The organism is Streptomyces sp. NPDC091271, from assembly GCF_044757505.1.
Taxonomy (GTDB): Bacteria; Actinomycetota; Actinomycetes; order Streptomycetales; family Streptomycetaceae; genus Streptomyces.
Window position 1 is genome coordinate 292,119 of sequence record NZ_JBIVVD010000009.1, and the last position, 16,724, is coordinate 308,842.

Annotated in this window: 18 protein-coding genes and 1 tRNA gene; 8 read left to right on the forward strand and 11 right to left on the reverse strand. The window is 71.2% G+C overall.

Translation table 11 applies throughout. The features are described from left to right. Positions 1-60 precede the first annotated feature (60 nt). Positions 61-147 (forward strand) — tRNA-Leu (locus tag ACIQM3_RS33585). Positions 148-447: 300 nt separating this feature from the next. Beyond that, positions 448-1,335 carry a Bax inhibitor-1/YccA family protein gene (locus ACIQM3_RS33590; protein ID WP_401631094.1) on the forward strand — a complete coding sequence of 296 codons (888 nt, stop codon included), beginning with the start codon at positions 448-450 and terminating at the stop codon, positions 1,333-1,335. A gap of 85 nt (positions 1,336-1,420) precedes the next feature. On the opposite strand, the gene ACIQM3_RS33595 is transcribed toward ACIQM3_RS33590, so the two are convergent. Continuing rightward, complete coding sequence (locus ACIQM3_RS33595) at positions 1,421-1,651, reverse strand: DUF4287 domain-containing protein (RefSeq protein ID WP_401631095.1); 231 nt, start codon at positions 1,649-1,651, stop codon at positions 1,421-1,423. 100 nt (positions 1,652-1,751) lie between these two features. Here ACIQM3_RS33595 and ACIQM3_RS33600 point away from each other — a divergent pair, with 100 nt between their 5' ends. Beyond that, complete coding sequence (locus ACIQM3_RS33600; protein WP_401631097.1) at positions 1,752-2,081, forward strand: hypothetical protein; 330 nt, start codon at positions 1,752-1,754, stop codon at positions 2,079-2,081. Here the strand turns inward: ACIQM3_RS33600 and ACIQM3_RS33605 are convergent. The 3 genes from ACIQM3_RS33605 to ACIQM3_RS33615 form a co-directional block, all read right to left on the reverse strand. Then, positions 2,078-2,908, reverse strand: coding sequence for a hypothetical protein (locus ACIQM3_RS33605; protein ID WP_401631099.1), 831 nt, complete (start codon positions 2,906-2,908; stop codon positions 2,078-2,080). The genes ACIQM3_RS33600 and ACIQM3_RS33605 overlap by 4 nt on opposite strands. A gap of 347 nt (positions 2,909-3,255) precedes the next feature. Beyond that, positions 3,256-4,476, reverse strand: coding sequence for an acetyl-CoA C-acetyltransferase (locus ACIQM3_RS33610; protein ID WP_401631101.1), 1,221 nt, complete (start codon positions 4,474-4,476; stop codon positions 3,256-3,258). A gap of 160 nt (positions 4,477-4,636) precedes the next feature. Then, positions 4,637-5,680, reverse strand: a complete 1,044-nt coding sequence (locus ACIQM3_RS33615) for an SGNH/GDSL hydrolase family protein (protein WP_401631280.1) — start codon at positions 5,678-5,680, stop codon at positions 4,637-4,639. Positions 5,681-5,835: 155 nt separating this feature from the next. On the opposite strand from ACIQM3_RS33615, the gene ACIQM3_RS33620 reads away from it, so the two are divergent. Continuing rightward, positions 5,836-7,239 (forward strand): cystathionine beta-synthase, encoded by a 1,404-nt coding sequence (locus ACIQM3_RS33620; RefSeq protein ID WP_401631103.1) that lies wholly within the window; start codon positions 5,836-5,838, stop codon positions 7,237-7,239. Between the two features lie 286 nt (positions 7,240-7,525). Here the strand turns inward: ACIQM3_RS33620 and ACIQM3_RS33625 are convergent, their stop codons facing one another. Beyond that, positions 7,526-7,945: a hypothetical protein gene (locus tag ACIQM3_RS33625; RefSeq protein WP_401631105.1), complete on the reverse strand. Its 420-nt coding sequence runs from the start codon at positions 7,943-7,945 to the stop codon at positions 7,526-7,528. 135 nt (positions 7,946-8,080) lie between these two features. Here ACIQM3_RS33625 and ACIQM3_RS33630 point away from each other — a divergent pair, with 135 nt between their 5' ends. Beyond that, positions 8,081-8,884, forward strand: a complete 804-nt coding sequence (locus tag ACIQM3_RS33630; protein WP_401631106.1) for a maleylpyruvate isomerase family mycothiol-dependent enzyme — start codon at positions 8,081-8,083, stop codon at positions 8,882-8,884. Positions 8,885-8,916: 32 nt separating this feature from the next. Here ACIQM3_RS33630 and ACIQM3_RS33635 read toward each other — a convergent pair whose 3' ends face one another. Then, positions 8,917-9,498: a thioredoxin domain-containing protein gene (locus tag ACIQM3_RS33635; protein ID WP_401631107.1), complete on the reverse strand. Its 582-nt coding sequence runs from the start codon at positions 9,496-9,498 to the stop codon at positions 8,917-8,919. 145 nt (positions 9,499-9,643) lie between these two features. Here ACIQM3_RS33635 and ACIQM3_RS33640 point away from each other — a divergent pair, with 145 nt between their 5' ends. Both ACIQM3_RS33640 and ACIQM3_RS33645 read left to right on the forward strand, forming a co-directional pair. Then, on the forward strand, positions 9,644-10,492 hold the full coding sequence (locus tag ACIQM3_RS33640) for a MurR/RpiR family transcriptional regulator (protein WP_401631108.1): 849 nt from the start codon (positions 9,644-9,646) through the stop codon (positions 10,490-10,492). 162 nt (positions 10,493-10,654) lie between these two features. Continuing rightward, on the forward strand, positions 10,655-11,194 hold the full coding sequence (locus ACIQM3_RS33645) for a hypothetical protein (RefSeq protein ID WP_401631109.1): 540 nt from the start codon (positions 10,655-10,657) through the stop codon (positions 11,192-11,194). Between the two features lie 10 nt (positions 11,195-11,204). Here ACIQM3_RS33645 and ACIQM3_RS33650 read toward each other — a convergent pair whose 3' ends face one another. The 5 genes from ACIQM3_RS33650 to ACIQM3_RS33670 all read right to left on the reverse strand — a co-directional run bounded on the left by ACIQM3_RS33650 (position 11,205) and on the right by ACIQM3_RS33670 (position 14,924). Beyond that, positions 11,205-11,579: a hypothetical protein gene (locus ACIQM3_RS33650; RefSeq protein ID WP_387389484.1), complete on the reverse strand. Its 375-nt coding sequence runs from the start codon at positions 11,577-11,579 to the stop codon at positions 11,205-11,207. Positions 11,580-11,677: 98 nt separating this feature from the next. Continuing rightward, a complete protein-coding gene (locus ACIQM3_RS33655; protein ID WP_401631110.1) occupies positions 11,678-12,145 on the reverse strand; it encodes a roadblock/LC7 domain-containing protein in 468 nt (155 codons plus the stop codon). 38 nt (positions 12,146-12,183) lie between these two features. Continuing rightward, positions 12,184-12,984: a winged helix-turn-helix domain-containing protein gene (locus tag ACIQM3_RS33660; protein WP_401631112.1), complete on the reverse strand. Its 801-nt coding sequence runs from the start codon at positions 12,982-12,984 to the stop codon at positions 12,184-12,186. Beyond that, positions 12,981-13,385 (reverse strand): hypothetical protein, encoded by a 405-nt coding sequence (locus tag ACIQM3_RS33665; protein WP_401631114.1) that lies wholly within the window; start codon positions 13,383-13,385, stop codon positions 12,981-12,983. The genes ACIQM3_RS33660 and ACIQM3_RS33665 overlap by 4 nt, the downstream gene beginning before the upstream one ends. 189 nt (positions 13,386-13,574) lie before the next feature. Further along, positions 13,575-14,924, reverse strand: coding sequence for an APC family permease (locus tag ACIQM3_RS33670; RefSeq protein ID WP_401631116.1), 1,350 nt, complete (start codon positions 14,922-14,924; stop codon positions 13,575-13,577). Between the two features lie 127 nt (positions 14,925-15,051). On the opposite strand from ACIQM3_RS33670, the gene hutU reads away from it, so the two are divergent. After that, complete coding sequence (gene hutU, locus ACIQM3_RS33675) at positions 15,052-16,716, forward strand: urocanate hydratase (protein ID WP_401631118.1); 1,665 nt, start codon at positions 15,052-15,054, stop codon at positions 16,714-16,716. The last annotated feature ends 8 nt before the right edge of the window (positions 16,717-16,724 follow it).

Consider the following 16,724-nt stretch of genomic DNA (forward strand, 5'->3'; position numbering starts at 1 on the left):
CCGCTGTTCGAGGGATGCCCCCGGATAGGGTCTTGTGCCAAAGCGGAGCCGCGCGCCCACGCCCGGGTGGTGGAATGCAGACACGGCGAGCTTAAACCTCGCTGCCTCCTCGGGGGCGTGCCGGTTCGAGTCCGGCTCCGGGCACCACCGCACGGTCGGTGGAGCCCGGGCGGCCGCACGGTACTTCAGCTGTCAACCTCTTCGGTCCGTCTCGCCGGTGGTCACGTTCCCCGCATCGGGTGATCACTGTGCGTGCGCGGCGGCCGGGCGGCCGGTCGCGCACGCATTTTGCGGATGCGCCCGGCGGGTACGAGGGTTCTCGGTACCGCGCGGGAGGGGCCGGGGCCGTCGGCCTCCATGAAGATCCTCCTCCGGTACTAGGGTGATTCTTTTGCCTACCCATTACTCTTGACGCAAGGCCGCGCGAGGTGGCCATGGAGGAGTGAAATGAGGAGCAGCAACCCGGTCTTCTCGCGACGGGGGTTCAGCCGCGACAACGGCTACGCGGGCTTCAACGCGGCGCCGCAGGCCGGGGCCCCCGCAGCGGGTGCCAACCCGTACGCGCAGGGCACCGCCGCGAACCCGTACGCCACGAACCCCTACGCCCAGCAGGACACCCAGTACGGCGCCCCGCAGGCGCCCGCGCGCTCCGGCGCGATGACGATCGACGACGTCGTCACGCGTACGGCCATGACGCTGGGCACCGTGGTGCTCACCGCCGCACTCTCCTGGGCCCTGCTGCCGGTCGACGAGGCCAATCTCGGCAAGTCCTACGGCATCGCCATCGGCGCCGCCCTGATCGCGTTCGTCTTCGCGATCATCCAGTCCTTCAAGCGCAAGCCCGCGCCGGCGCTGATCCTTGCCTACGCGGCCTTCGAGGGTGTCTTCCTCGGAGTGATCTCCAGCACGGTCAGCACCTACATCAGCCCCGGCACGGTGATGCAGGCGGTGATGGGCACCATGTGTGTCTTCGCCGGTGTCCTCATCGCGTACAAGATGCGCTGGATCCGCGTCACCCGCCGTTTCTACGGCTTCGTGATGGCCGCGGCCGTGGGCTTCGTGCTCCTGATGATGGTCAACCTGCTGTTCAGCGTGTTCGGCGGCGGTGACGGCCTCGGCTTCCGCAGCGGTGGTCTGGGCATCCTCTTCGGAGTCGTCGGCATCATCCTCGGCGCGTGCTTCCTGGCCCTGGACTTCAAGCAGGTCGAGGACGGCATCAACTACGGCGCACCGCGCGAGGAGTCCTGGCTGGCGGCCTTCGGCCTCACCCTGACCCTGGTGTGGATCTACCTGGAGATGCTGCGTCTGCTCTCCATCCTCAACGGGAACGACTGACCCGTAGGCACGACGACGACGGGACGGCCCGCAGGCTCATCGCCTGCGGGCCGTCCCGTTTCGTCGTCGCGGGGGAGCGGGTGGCTCAGAGGAGCTTCCGCGCGGCCCGCCTCAGGTCGTACTCATGGATGATCGCCTTGGCGTGGCCGTAGGTGAGGTCGTGTTCGCTCCGCAGCCAGCTGACCTTCTCCTCGAAGCGGAAGAGGGAGGGGCCTTCGTCGACCGTGCGGAGCCAGTCGGAGATGTCACGACCGGTGCGGTGGGGGATCCGGGAGAGCAGGTTGCGATGGGTTTCCTCGGAGAAGACATGCGACATCGGCGCCTCCGACGCAGTGCGCGTTGCTGGACCTTCCCGACACCGTGCCCGAGCATCGGCGCGTTGGCAACCATCCTGCGGGGGCGCGTAGGGTCACGGCGTGCTAGATACGACGCCCCTGATCACCGCCGTGGACCGTTTCGCCGACCGGCTGCGGAGTACCCCGCAGAGCCGGCTGCAGCGCGGCGTCGCCGCCGAGGCCCTGGCGACGGCGAGGGAGCTGTCGGCCCGGGCCCAGCGGGCCGAGGCCCCGGACCGGGAGCCCAGGATCATGCCGGACGCCGGGATATTCGCGGTCGGCGACCAGCTCGCGGTGGCCGGGCGGGACCTGGCTGTGGCACTGGAAACGGCCTCGTCCCAGGAGCTGGACGAGGCCGTGCGATGTGTCGAGGAGGCGGCGGTGCGGGCGTTCGCGCCCGGGCCGCGCTAGAAGGAGGCGATGACGCGGTCGGCGAGGATGTAGACGTTCTCCTCGCCGCAGGAGAACGTCAGCGCGTAGGCGCCGGAGACTCCCGAACCGCCCAGCAGTACCGGCTGCTCACCGGAGCGCAGCGAGTCGGCGAGCCGCTCGGCGGTCTCCCGGTGGCCCGGGGTCATACAGAGCGTGGTGCCGTCGGCGAAGACGTACACATCGAGCGTCCCGAGGGGGCCCGGCCGCACGTCGGTGAGCTCCGTAGCGGTATCGGCGAGCCGTTCCAGCCGGTTCACGGTACGCTCATGGTCGGTGACGACGGGTGTCTGCACGGGGACGAAGTCCGGGTGTGACGGGTGGCGGCGACGGGCCGCGGCCAGCTCGGGGGAGTCCTCGGCGTACTCGGTGACCTCGGGCATGTCGGTGAGCTCCGCCAGCTCGGCGAGCTCGTCCAGGGCGTCGCCGACTTCGAGGTCCATCGCCTCCAGGCCCGCGAAGTCCGTCTGGCGGGGCATGAAGAACGGGGCGTCCTCACCGAGCCCGCCCAGCAGGGATGGGGCGTCGGCGGCGTCGCGTGCTTCCTGGGCCGCCCAGAAGGCGCGGGCCTCGGCGAGCTCGCGCTCCCGCTCCTCGGCGAGCGCGTCGGCGACCGCCGCGCGTATCTCCTCGGCGGGTGTGCCGGCACTCCGGTTCTGCTGTTCGGGCACGGATGCGTGCGGGCTGCGTCCCTCCGCCAGCTCCGTGCGCAGGGCTGTGACCTGCTTGCGCAGCCCGTGAGCGGCGTGCAGAGCGGCGGCGCCGACGGCCGTGGCAGCGGCGGTGGTCAGCAACAGGGCAAACGGCATGGCGCTCACTGACATACTCCCGGTTTCAATCGACACCCCCGACTTCCTACATCAGCTTGTCCTGTACCGATGCCTGCTGTCAGTGCATTACGTCACGAATTGGACAGGTCTTTGGGCCTGGTGTTTAGCTCTGTGGCTGGTGTGACCTGCAGAAACGACTCTCCCCCGGGACGCAGATCACATCCTGGGGGAGATTCGGTCACGATCGGAGCTCGGCTCGATTCAACACGGCCCCTCGGCTGCGGCTCAGCTCAGCCGCGCTGGGCCTGTGGTCGCGCTGAGCTTCGCCTCCGCTGCGGGCAGGTGCCGCCCTCGTTCCTCGGGCGCCCCCTACCCTCCGCTGCGGCTCAGCTCAGCCGCTCGATGACCATGGCCATGCCCTGGCCGCCGCCCACGCACATCGTCTCCAGGCCGAACTGCTTGTCGTGGAACTGCAGGCTGTTGATCAGCGTGCCGGTGATGCGGGCGCCGGTCATGCCGAAGGGGTGGCCCACGGCGATCGCGCCACCGTTGACGTTGACCTTGTCCAGCGGCAGGCCGAGGTCACGGTAGGAGGGGATGACCTGGGCGGCGAACGCCTCGTTGATCTCGGCCAGGTCGATGTCGTCGATGGTCAGCCCGGCGCGCTCGAGCGCCTGCTTGCTGGCCTCGACGGGTCCGTAGCCCATGATCTCGGGGGACAGGCCGGAGACACCCGTCGAGACGATGCGGGCCAGCGGGGTCAGGCCCAGCTCGCGCGCCTTGGTGTCGGACATGATCACCAGTGCGGCGGCGCCGTCGTTGAGCGGGCAGCAGTTGGCGGCGGTGACGAGTCCGTCGGGGCGGAACACCGGCTTCAGGCCCTGCACGCCCTCCAGGGTGACGCCGGCGCGGGGGCCGTCGTCCTTCGAGACGACCGTGCCGTCCGGCGTGGTCACGGGGGTGATCTCGCGCTCCCAGAAGCCGTTCTTGATGGCTTCCTCGGCGAGGTTCTGCGACCGCACGCCGAACTCGTCCATGTCCTGGCGGGTGACGCCCTTGATCCGGGCCAGGTTCTCGGCGGTCTGCCCCATCGCGATGTACGCGTCCGGGACGAGGCCCTCCTCGCGCGGGTCGGTCCAGCTCGTGCCCTCCTGCTCGGCGCGGGCTGCGGTGCGCGCCTCGGCGTCGGCGAAGAGCGGGTTGTGCGTGTCCGGCAGGCTGTCGGAGTTCCCCTTGGCGAAGCGGGACACCATCTCGACACCGGCGGAGATGAAGACGTCGCCCTCGCCGGCCTTGATGGCGTGCAGCGCCATGCGGCTGGTCTGGAGCGACGACGAGCAGTAGCGGGTGACCGTGCAGCCGGGGAGGTGGTCCATCCCCATCTGTACGGCGATGATGCGGCCCAGGTTGTTGCCCTGCTCGCCGCCGGGGAGGCCGCAGCCGAGCATCAGGTCGTCGATGTCCTTCGGGTCCAGCTCGGGGACCTTGGCCAGCGCCGTCCGGATGATGGTCGCGGTCAGGTCGTCCGCGCGCAGATCCTTGAGGGACCCCTTGAAGGCGCGGCCGATGGGCGAACGGGCAGCAGAGACGATCACGGCTTCGGGCATCACGCGGCTCCATGAGGGCTGGAAGGCAGGAAGGCTGGACTGCCTTGGAAGTTACCCGGACGTATAGCTGAGGTCACCCAACAGGCGATGTGATGCGGACCTCTTTTCTAAGCAACCGCTCAGTTTCCCAAAATGTTCCCGCGGCGGCGGGGCGTCGCGCTCAGGCCCGCCGCCACGTCGCCCCCGACCCGTGTCCCGGCATCGGTCCGCCGTCCGTGTCCGTCCCCGTGCCGTCGTGCGGCACCGGTTCCGTATGGGCGGGCAGACGCCGGCGCCTGCGGTGCTTGAGCAGGGCCCAGGGCGCGCGTGCCGCCGTCACCTCGGTGCCCGCCTCGCGCGCGGCACGGGAGGCCGCCTTGGCGACCGGCAGCATGCCCTCGCGGCGGGAACCGTCCAGGTGGTCGGACTCCGGCCACAGGCCGAGAGCCGCGCACAGGGTCGGCAGCATCGCCATCGAAGCGGTCGCGTACCCCTCGGCCGAGGGGTGGTAGTTGTCGGGACCGAAGAGCTCCCGGGGATTCGCCTCGAACTCCGGCCCCAGCAGGTCGCCCAGCGAGACGGTCCGCCCGCCCTGTTCCACCGCGCCGATCGTCTGGGCCGCCGCCAGCTGCCGGCTCACCCGCCGGGCCAGCCACCGCAACGGCTGGTAGACCGGCTCGATCGTGCCCAGGTCCGGGCAGGTGCCCACCACGACCTCCGCACCGGCCGTGCGCAGCCTCCGTACGGCCGTGCTCAGACAGCGCACCGACTGCGTCGCCGGCATCCGGTGGGTCACGTCGTTCGCGCCGATCATGATCACGCAGACGTCCGGCACCCCTGACGGGTCGGCCAGCACCAGGGACACCTGCCGCTCCAGATCGTCCGACCGGGCCCCCGGCAGGGCCACGTTCCGGAGATCCACCGGTCGTTCGGCCACCGCCGCCAGCCCGGACGCCAGCAGCGCCCCCGGGGTCTGCCCGGCTCTCCGCACGCCCTGGCCGGCCGCCGTCGAGTCGCCGAGCATGACGAAGCGCAGTGGATCGGCGGGACCGGCGAACGCCACCCCGTACCGTCCGTCCGCACTCGGCGGGACCGGGGCCTTGCCCCCGCCCACCTGCCGTTTCGCCAGCTGCACCTCGGCCAGTACCAGGCCCACCGTCGCCGCGCCGATCAGCCCGACGCTGCCGCCCCCATAGGCCGCACCCGCTGCGATCCGCCGCGCCACCCTCGCTCTCGACACAGTCCGGTCCACCTCCTCCGCGCCGTACAGCCGTACACAGCACTACCTGCCCCGTGGAGGGCGTAGCTCAATCGCTTCGTCCAATCTCCTGCCCGTACGCATACTCTTGCCTGACCATCTCGGAGATCCCGGAGTACACGGTGCAATTCCACGATTCGATGATCAGTCTTGTCGGCAACACCCCGCTGGTCAGGCTGCGCAATGTGTCGGCAGGCATTCAGGCGACGGTCCTGGCCAAGGTCGAGTACTTCAATCCCGGCGGATCGGTGAAGGACCGCATCGCGCTGCGCATGATCGAGGCCGCCGAGCAGAGCGGCGAGCTGAAGCCCGGCGGCACGATCGTCGAGCCCACCAGTGGCAACACCGGTGTGGGCCTCGCGATCGTCGCCCAGCAGAAGGGCTACAAGTGCGTCTTCGTCTGCCCGGACAAGGTGTCCACGGACAAGATCAACGTGCTGCGCGCCTACGGGGCGGAGGTCGTCGTCTGCCCGACGGCCGTCGACCCAGAGCACCCGGACTCGTACTACAACGTCTCCGACCGCCTGGTCAGGGAGACGCCGGGGGCCTGGAAGCCCGACCAGTACTCCAACCCCAACAACCCGCGCTCGCACTACGAGACCACGGGCCCGGAGCTCTGGGAGCAGACGGAGGGACGGATCACCCACTTCGTCGCGGGCGTCGGCACCGGTGGCACGATCACCGGTACGGGCCGCTACCTCAAGGAGATCAGCGGGAACGGGGTGCGGATCGTCGGCGCCGACCCTGAGGGCTCGGTCTACTCCGGCGGCTCGGGGCGCCCCTACCTCGTGGAGGGTGTCGGCGAGGACTTCTGGCCGAGCGCCTACGACCGTACGGTCACGGACGAGATCGTCGCGGTCTCGGACAAGGACTCCTTCCAGATGACCCGCCGCCTCGCCAAGGAGGAGGGCCTGCTCGTCGGCGGCTCCTGCGGCATGGCGGTCGTCGCGGCCCTGGAGGTCGCGAAGCGTCTCGGCCCGGAGGACGTGGTCGTCGTCCTGCTGCCTGACAGCGGCCGCGGCTACATGAGCAAGATCTTCAACGACGAGTGGATGGCCGACTACGGCTTCCTGGAGGACGCCGGGCCGTCCGCCCGGGTCGGCGCGGTGCTCGACTTCAAGGAGGGGCCGCTCCCGTCGCTCGTCCACATGCACCCCGAGGAGACGGTCGGCGAGGCCATCGACGTCCTCCGGGAGTACGGCGTCTCCCAGATGCCGATCGTGAAGCCGGGCGCGGGACACCCGGACGTGATGGCCGCCGAGGTCATCGGCTCCGTCGTGGAGCGTGAGCTCCTGGACGCGCTGTTCACCCAGCGGGCCACGCTCTCCGACTCCCTGGACAAGCACATGTCGGCCCCGCTGCCGCAGGTCGGCTCGGGGGAGCCCGTCGAGGACCTCATGGCCGTGCTCAGCGGTGCGGACGGTGCCGACGCGGCGATCGTCCTCGTCGAGGGCAAGCCGACCGGAGTCGTGAGCAGGCAGGACCTGCTGGCGTTCCTGGCGAAGGACGCGGCGCCCAAGCCGTAGCGCCCGGGTTTCCCGGGTTCGCGAAAACGGTACGAGCGCGACACGTTGACGCAGCACCGGCTTAACACGGCTCCGGCACAGTAATGGGTGTCGGCAGGGAAACCCGCCGACACCACATACGGCGACACGGACTACGGAGCGGCTCCCGGACCTCCACCGTCGCCAGGACGCGGCATCCGGCCCTGACCCGGGACCGCGTCCCTCGCGGGGACCGCCGTCGTCCCGCCCCCCGGGCGACCGGGGGTGCGGCGGTCCCCGCGATTATCCTTTTCCCTTGTCTTTTCCCTCAGCCGTCCCAGTCGGACGAGGTCCGCCGCTTCCCCCGGCCCCACGGCCACACGCGGGCGGCGTGCACGGCGTTCACGCCGAAGATCCCCAGCCACGCCACGACGAGCCCCTCGATCCCGGCGTTGGCGACGCCGATCGCGGACAGGGGGATGGCCAGCACCAGCGAGACGACCCCGAAGCCGAACCGTTCCCCGAAGGTGCCGACCGGCCCGGCGGGCTGCGTGGCACCCCGGGCGGCAGCCATCTGCTGCTCGGCGAGCTGCCTCCTCGTCCGCTGGTCGTACGTGCCGGCGAGCCGCTGCTCGACCTTCTCCAGGAAGGAGTCGATGAGCGCGGACTCGTACTCGGGCCCCAGCTCGCCGCGGGCCTGCAGGGTGGCGTCGAGCTCTCGCCTGAGCTCAGGGTCACGGGCTTCCATACGCTTACGGTACGAAGCCGGGGCGCCCGGGTCAGTGGGGCTAGCCCCCCTGTTTCGGAGGCCCGTCACACAGGGCGGGCCGTGCCCCGTCGGCGTAGCGTTGTTGCCGCAGGACGGGAGACGGGAGGCGCGCCCATGGCCACCACGACATCCTCCGCCCGGGCCATCCCCCGGACGTCCGGGACGCGGGCCCGCCTGGTCAACGAGGCCGAGCTCCGGGCGACGCTCTCCACGTTCCGTGAGCTCTCCGACGAGGACTGGCGGCGCCCGACCGTCTGTACCGGCTGGAACGTCCGGGACATGCTGGCGCACACCGTCGGCCAGTACGAGGAGGTGCCGCGCCCCTGGGTCGCCGTGCGCCGGATCCGGCGGGCCGCCCGGACCCATCCGCACCTCGGCCGGCTGGACGGGCACAACGAGGCGCAGATCGAGGACAGGAAGGCCGTGCCGGGCCGCGAACTGATCGGCGCTCTCGCCCACTTCGCACCCCAGGCCCTCATCGCCCTGCGCCGCATGCCCGCACCGTTCCGCCGCAGGGCCAGGCTGAGCCTCCTCTACCCCGAGGCGAGGGCACTGCCCGACGACTCGATGGACTATCTCGGCAACGTCCTCGTGGCCCGTGACACCTGGATGCACCGGTTGGACCTCTGCGGCGCCATCGGGGTCGAGCCGGTCCTCGACGGACACGACCGGGAGATCGTGGACCAGGTGGTGCTCGACCTGGCCCTCGCCTGGACGGGCCCCGCTGTGGAGATCGACCTCACCGGGCCCGCGGGAGGCCGCCGTCTGCTGGGCATCGGAACCCCGGCGGCGACGCTGCACGCCGACGCGGTCGACTTCGCCCGGCACGTGTCCAGGCGGCAGGTGCGCGGCCGCCTGGAGCTGGAGGGCGAGCCCGGTGCGCGGGCCGCGCTGACGGCGGCCCGCGTCGTCTTCTGACCCCGGACGGTGCGCGTGGTCCGGGCGGGCGTTCAGCGGGAGGACACCTCGGCGAGGAACGCCTCGGGCGTGACCGCGTACCCCAGGGAGTTGATGACCGGGACCGGGGTGCGGTCGATCAGCACCGTCGGGGTGGACCGGACGCCGCTCCTCCCGAAGGCGGCCGACACCTGCGCCGCCCACGGCAGGTAGGTGCGCTCACCGACCTTCTGCCGGAAGGTGTCGGTGTGCAGTGCCTCGACCTCGTCGGCCAGCCGCAGCAGGGTGTCCCGGTCGGCGAAGGCGTCCACGTCTTCGCTGGGCTGATCGGCGTACAGCGCCCGCAGGTAGTGCATGAACGGCTTCTGCCCCTCGTCCGCGGCGGCTCCCAGCGCGGCCAGCGCCTCCATGGAGCCGCTGCCGCCCGCGGAGTCGTCGATGAACGTGCCGAAATGGTGGTCCACCGCGAATCTGCCCTCGTCCGCGGCCCGCTCCATCACGGCTCCGAGATCGAGCTCCATGCGCTTGCAGTAGGGGCAGCGCAGGTCGGCGTAGACGCTCAGCACGTGCTCGGCCTCGGCATCGCCGTAGCGGACGATGACGCCGCCCGGCCCTCTCGTATTGGCTGGGATCATGCTCCCAGGGTCGGCAGCGGAGGGCGGTCCCGCAATGCGAGCGGCCGGGCCGGACCGGCGCCTGTATATGGACATTCAGACCGCTTGCTGGCTGAATGGATTCCTCGGTGCCGGACCGGTGCGCCGGAACTCTGGAGGGGACAGCATGAGCGGGAGCAGCCCGGCTGCGCGGTTGCAGCGGCTCTTCGAGGGACAGCGGCTCACGCCCACCCAGCGGCGGATCGCGCACTCCATGGTGCGGCGGGCGGCCGACGCCCCGTTCCTGTCGAGCGTGGAGCTCGCCGAACTGGCCGGGGTCAGCCAGCCGTCCGTCACCCGCTTCGCCGTCGCGCTGGGCTTCGACGGGTACCCCGCGCTCCGCAGGCACCTGAGGGAGGTCACCCCGGACGGGGCGGCCGACGGGGGCGGGGCGGAGGAGAGCTTCAACGAGTACCAGCAGGCCGTGCGCGCGGAGATCGAGAACCTGCGGCAGTTGTCCGAACTGCTCGCCGATCCGGCCCCCGTGGAGCGGGCGGGGCGGCTGCTCGCCGGGTCGAGGCCCCTGCTCGTGCTCGGGCTGCGGGCCGCGTCCTCGCAGGCCCGGGGGTTCGGGTACTTCGCCGCCAAGGTGCACCCGGATGTGCGGGTGCTCGACGAGGGCGGCAGCATGCTGCACGACCGCGTCGACGCGGCGGCGCGCGCGGGCGCGAGCGCGCTGATGTGCTTCGCGCTGCCCCGGCACCCGCGCGAGGTCGTGGACGCGCTGGCGTACGCCCGGGAGCGAGGGCTGACCGTCGTGACCGTGGCCGACTCGGCGTTCGCACCGGTCGCCGCCCACAGCGATCTGCTGATCCCGGCGGCCGTGGGGACCGGGCTGGCCTTCGACACCGCGTGCGCCCCGATGCTGCTGGGCCGGGTACTGCTGGAGGCCATGTGCGACGGGCTGCCCGAGGCGCAGGCCCGGCTGGAGGAGTTCGACGCGCGGGCCGCCGCGCGGGGGCTGTTCGTCGAGTAGCCGGACTCCCGGACGGGCGGTCGGAACGCCGGGCGGTGGCCGGCTCCTCCGATTCTCAGACGTCGCTCATCTGCGCCTATTAATCTCCGCGACCGGAAGGTCCACAGGGGACGGCGGGAGAGGGGTACGGACGTGGGGCGCGGAGCGCAGTCGTTGGCGAGGGTGGCCGTGATCGTGAGGGCCGGCGCCGCGCCGTTGTGGTGGCCGGGGCTGCTGGCGGCCGGCGTCGGGGCGTTCGTCCCGGGGCTCACCGGCCGGCGGATCGGACTGCTGGCGGGGGCCGCGCTGTTCCTGGTGACCCTGGCCGCCGTGGCGTTCACGCGCACCGGGCGGTACGCGGAGCTCGCGAAGGGCGCCACGCGGGCCGGGCGCGGCGACTTCCTCCAGGACCGGGACGTGACCGTACGGAACCGGCGGCGTGGCTGCCGCTGGTGGCCGGCCGGCGCGTTCCTGGTGGCGCTCGCGAGCGCGTACGTGCTGCCCGGTGCGGGCGGCCTCGTGATGGCCGGTGCCGGGGCCGGGCTCTGGCTGAAGGCCGTACGGCTCGGGCAGCGGGAGCGGCGGGACGACGTCCTGTACTGGGTGCGCACCGACTGGGTGGAGCGCGGACGGCCCACGGGCAGGCGTGTGAAGGCCTACCGGACGACCGGACCCGTGGCGGGGGACGCCGCGCCCGGTGGGGCACGGCGTCGCCGCCGGTGAGGGAGCCGGATCAGATTTCGAGCTCCGCCTCGATCTTCCGCAGCTGGTGGCGCGCCATCGCGAGGTTGGCCCGGCCGCCGTCCAGCACGAGGTAGAGGAAGAGGCCGTTGCTGCCGCGGGTCTTGAGCAGCCGGATCAGGTGGTACTGGGTGCCGAGGGTGATCAGGATGTCCTCGATCTCGTCCTTGATGCCCAGGTGTTCCATGGTCCGGAGCTTCGCCCGGACCACGTCGGTGTTGCCGGCCGCGGCGACCTCGAGGTTGAAGTCCTTGCCACCGCCGAGGGTGCCCAGGGCCATGCCGCTGGTGTAGTCGACGAGTGCGACACCGAGGGTCCCCTCGATCGACGCCATCGCATCCTTCAGTGACGCTTCGGTGTTGGCCATAGTGCTCGTTTCCTTTCCCTGGCCGGCCCGGTGGCCGGTCCGTTGCTTGGTGGTGCGCTGTCCTTCGGTGGCGCGTGTGTGACGGGCCGCGGCGGGTGTCACGTGGAATCCGGTGTGACGGTGCGGCGGGGGAGGGCCCGCGACTGCTGCGGTCGTGGAGGCGGCACGGGGCGGTCGGGCCGGTCCTGGGAGGCGTCGACCAGTTCGCCGATGCGCGCCCCGGCGCGGCGTCCTTCCAGATGGAGGCGGCCGACGTTGATGCGGTCCTCGGCCAGCAGGGTGAGGACGGCGGAGGAGCCCGCCGCGTAGGTGGCGATGTAGCCGCTCTCGCCACGGATCAGGAGTTCGCGGAAGCCGCCACGTCCGGTGGCGTCGGTCATCCGGATCGAGACGCCGAGTGCGGCGGCGGTCAGCGCGGCGACGCCCTCGGCCTCGACGCCCGGCGTGTCCTGGGCGACGATCAGGCCGTCCGTACTGGCGGCCAGCGCGCCGGTCAGGAGGGGCACCCGGGCGCGTAACCGCTGGAGCTCGTCGAGGACGTCCTGCACCTCTGCCTCGGGCACCATCAGCTGTCTCCTCCCGGCACGCTGTCTGAGCGCGCGTATCACAAGGCCTCCAATGCGTCTCTGAGCCGGCGCAGCAGGGCGACGTCGGGGTCGTTCGTGACCTCGGGCAGCGTGATGCGTCCGGGCCCGGACGCGGAGCCCGCTGCGGCGGGGCGGACCGCTTCGACCAGTCCGGCGGCCGCGAGCCGGCGCAGGTCGACCAGGATGTGGAAGGCCGAGCGGCCCAGCTCCTGGGCGATGTCCGTGGCCGTGCGCTCGCCGTTCACCAGGGCCAGGACGCGGCGCTGGCGCGGCGGGACCGGGGCGTCCACGGGGTGGGCCGTGGGGGAGAGCGGCGCGCTGTCGGTGAGCGCGTCCGGCCAGATCCGGTCCAGGAGTTCCCGGCGCCGGAGCGTCTCGCGCTGCACGGCGTGCACGGGCACGGGGCGGACGGGGCCGATCCAGTGGGAGACGCCGTAGCGGAAGCGGGCGGGCGTGTGCGTGGGGGCCAGGGCGAAGAACGCCGCGTCGTACAGGGCGCCCAGATGGCAGAGCTCCAGCGCGCCGCCGGGGACCCGGCCGCTGTCCACGAGGTAGCGGCCGACCCGCTGTCCGGCGCCCGCCTGGGCGACCGCGTCCCACCAGCCTTCGGAGCGCAGGGCCCCGCCCGTGGTGAGCAGGACGTCGATCCCGGGGGTCGCGGGGCTCTCCGCGTGGACGACCTGGCCGTCGGCGAGATAGAGGGTGCCGCGGTCGCGCATCAGTGCGCCGGTGGCCCGCTCCGCCTCGAGCCGCTGCAGCATCGGGGAGGGCGCGGCCCGTTCGGCCGGGCCGGGCCGGACGGTGGCGGTGGGTCTCATGCCAGGACCAGCCGCTCCGCTATCTCGCCGAGCCGGATGCGCGCCAGGGCGAGGTTGCCCTCCGCGCGGTCCAGCCAGAGGTGGAGGAAGACGCTGCTGTCGAAGGCCGTCTCGACGAAACGGAGGATGTGGTACCCGGGGGCGGTGGTGACGATGACGTCCTCGACGGCGGGGGCGGGCGGCCCGGGTAAGCCGGTGGGCGTCTCCGCCTGGGCGAAGACCGGCTGTTCGGCGGCCATCCTCGCCACCTCGGCCGTCTCGGCGGCGGTGGCCTCGTGGTCGCCGTTGGGCGACTCGCCGATGGTGCCGAGCGCGAGACCGCTCGTCCAGTCGACCACCGCGGCACCCCGGGCACCGGGCAGCCTCATGACTTCGATCAGGCACTCGTCGATCCCGGGCAACGCGGACTCCCTCCCGACGTGGCGTACGGATGTAATGGAGAGGCTACGCAACGTGTGTGCGCCTGGTGGGAGTTCTGGCATTTTCCACAGGTACATGCGGCGGGCCGTGTAATGGACGCGCGACAGCCGGCCGGAATGTGTCCGGCCGGCTGTCGTTCCGTCGCGGATCCGGTCCGCCTCCGTCCGTCGTCAGGCCTTCTCGCGGGCCGACATCACCGCCTTGTTGACCGCCCAGAGACCGATTCCGATCAGGAGGAGGATCCCGGCCCGGATGTAGACGTCGGCGGCCCTGTCGGCCAGCGGACTTGCCAGGATCAGGGAGGTGATCGCCCCCAGCACGGGCAGCACCGTCGGCGTACGGAAGTGGTGGTGGTCCACGCGGTCCTTGCGCAGCACCAGCACGGAGATGTTGACGACGGCGAAGACGCAGAGGAGCAGGAAGGACGTGGTGTCGCCGAGACCCTCGATCTCGCCGGTGGAGACGAGCCCGACGGCGAGCACGGTCACGAAGAGGATGCCGACCCAGGGGGTGCGGCGCTCGGCGAGGACCTTGCCCATCGCGGGGGGAAGGATGTGTTCGTTGGCCATGCCGTAGCAGAGCCGTGAGGCCATCATGATGTTGATCAGTGCTGAGTTGGTGACGGCGAACAGGGCGATGAGCGCGAAGAGTTTTGGCGGGAAGTCGATGCCGCCCGCCTTCACCACCTCGAGGAGCGGGCCGCTGGACCCCTCCAGGGTGCGGGAGTCGACGAGCAGGGACGAGACCAGGGCGACCAGGACGTAGATGGTGCCGGTCACCGCGACGCCGATGAAGATGGCACGCGGGAACGTCCGGGCCGGGTTCTGGGTCTCCTCGGCCATGTTCACCGAGTCCTCGAAGCCGACGAAGGCGAAGAAGCCGAGCGCGGTGGCGCCGAGGACGCCGGTGATCAGGGCGTATCCCGTGCCGCCCGTCTGCAGGTCGGTGAGCCGGGAGGGTTCGCCGTCGCCGGCGAACACGGCGTAGGCGCCGATGGAGAGGATCACCGCGAGCCCGCTGAGTTCGACGAGCGTCAGGACGACGTTCGCCTTGACCGACTCGGCGACGCCCCGCAGATTGATCGCCGCGAGGGCGAGGATGAAGAGGATCGAGATGAGCGTGGGCGGCAGGACGTCGGTGAACTCGCCGAGGTAGTCACCGCTGAAGGCGCGGGCCGCGGCGCTGGCGGAGGACAGGCCCGAGCACATGACCATGAAGGCGACGATGAAGGTCAGGAACGGGACCTTGAACGCCTTCTGGGTGTAGAGCGCGGCGCCGGCCGCCTTGGGGTACTTGCCGACGAGCTCGACGTACGAGGCCGCCGTGAGCAGCGCGACCACGAAACCGATCAGGAACGGCAGCCAGAGAGCCCCGCCGACCTTGCCCGCGACCTTGCCTGTGGTGGCGTAGATGCCGGTGCCGAGGATGTCGCCGATGACGAACAGGATGAGGAGCTTGGGGCCGATGGCCCGCTTGAGGGCGGGCTCACCGGCTGACGTCGTGGGCTGCGATGCGGGCACGGAGCCTCCCCGGGAGAGTGATGACTTCAGGCCTGCCCGGGGAAGGCGGAGGTCTCACCTGTTGACTAGGAGTATTCAGACCGACAGGATGTGAATAAGAGAGTCACATTCGCGAGGAGGCATCGCCATGTCAGGACCCCGCCCCGTACGGGCACCGCGCGGTACGGAACTGAGCGCCCTGGGATGGCAGCAGGAAGCCGCCCTCCGCATGCTGCAGAACAACCTCGACCCCGAGGTCGCCGAACACCCCGACAAGCTCGTCGTCTACGGCGGCACGGGCAAGGCGGCCCGCGACTGGCGGTCCTTCGACGCCATGGTCCGTACGCTGCGGACGCTCAAGCAGGACGAGACGATGCTCGTCCAGTCCGGGCGGCCGGTCGGTGTCATGCAGACCCACGAATGGGCGCCGCGCGTCCTGATCGCCAACTCCAACCTGGTCGGCGACTGGGCCAACTGGGAGGAGTTCCGCCGTCTGGAGGCCCTCGGGCTCACCATGTACGGCCAGATGACCGCCGGGTCCTGGATCTACATCGGGACGCAGGGCATCCTCCAGGGCACCTACGAGACGTTCGCCGCGGTCGCCGCGAAGAAGTTCGGCGGCACCCTGGCCGGCACGATCACCCTCACCGCCGGTCTCGGCGGCATGGGCGGAGCCCAGCCCCTCGCGGTGACGATGAACGACGGCGTCGCGATCTGTATCGACGTCGACCCGCGCGCCATCGAGCGCCGCATCGAGCACAAGTACCTGGATGTGAGGGCCGACTCCCTGGAGCACGCGCTCCAGCTGGCGGTGGAGGCGCGCGACGCCCGTCGTCCGCTCTCCATCGGCCTGCTCGGCAACGCGGCGGAGCTCCTTCCGCGCATGCTCGCCGAGGGCGCCCCCATCGACATCGTGACCGACCAGACCTCGGCCCACGACCCGCTCGCGTACCTCCCCGTCGGCGTCGACCTCGACGACATGGCCTCGTTCGCGGCCAAGGACCCGGCGGGCTTCACCACCCGCGCGCGTGAGTCGATGGCCACGCACGTCGAAGCCATGGTCGGCTTCATGGACGCGGGCGCGGAGGTCTTCGACTACGGAAACTCGATCCGGGGCGAGGCCCAGCTCGCCGGATACACGCGCGCGTTCGACTTCCCCGGCTTCGTGCCCGCCTACATCCGGCCGCTCTTCTGCGAGGGCAAGGGCCCCTTCCGCTGGGCCGCGCTCTCGGGCGAGGCCTCGGACATCCACAAGACCGACAAGGCGCTCCTGGACCTCTTCCCGGAGAACGAGTCGCTGCACCGCTGGATCAGGATGGCCGGCGAGCGGGTCCACTTCCAGGGCCTGCCCGCGCGCATCTGCTGGCTCGGCCAGGGCGAGCGCGACAAGGCGGGCGACATGTTCAACGACATGGTCGGCAACGGCACCCTCGCCGCCCCGCTCGCGATCGGCCGCGACCACCTGGACTGCGGCTCGGTGGCATCCCCCTACCGCGAGACGGAAGCCATGCTCGACGGCTCCGACGCGATCGCCGACTGGCCGCTCCTGAACGCCATGGTGAACGTCGCCTCCGGCGCCTCCTGGGTCTCCATCCACCACGGCGGCGGCGTCGGCATGGGCCGCTCCCTCCACGCGGGCCAGGTCTCGGTCGCCGACGGCACGAAGCTGGCCGGCGAGAAGATCCGCCGCGTCCTCACCAACGACCCGGGCATGGGCGTCATCCGGCACGTGGACGCGGGTTACGACATCGCGGAGTCGGTGGCGGACGAGCGCGGCGTGCGCATCCCGATGCGTGAGGAAGGCACCGCGTGAGCGACACC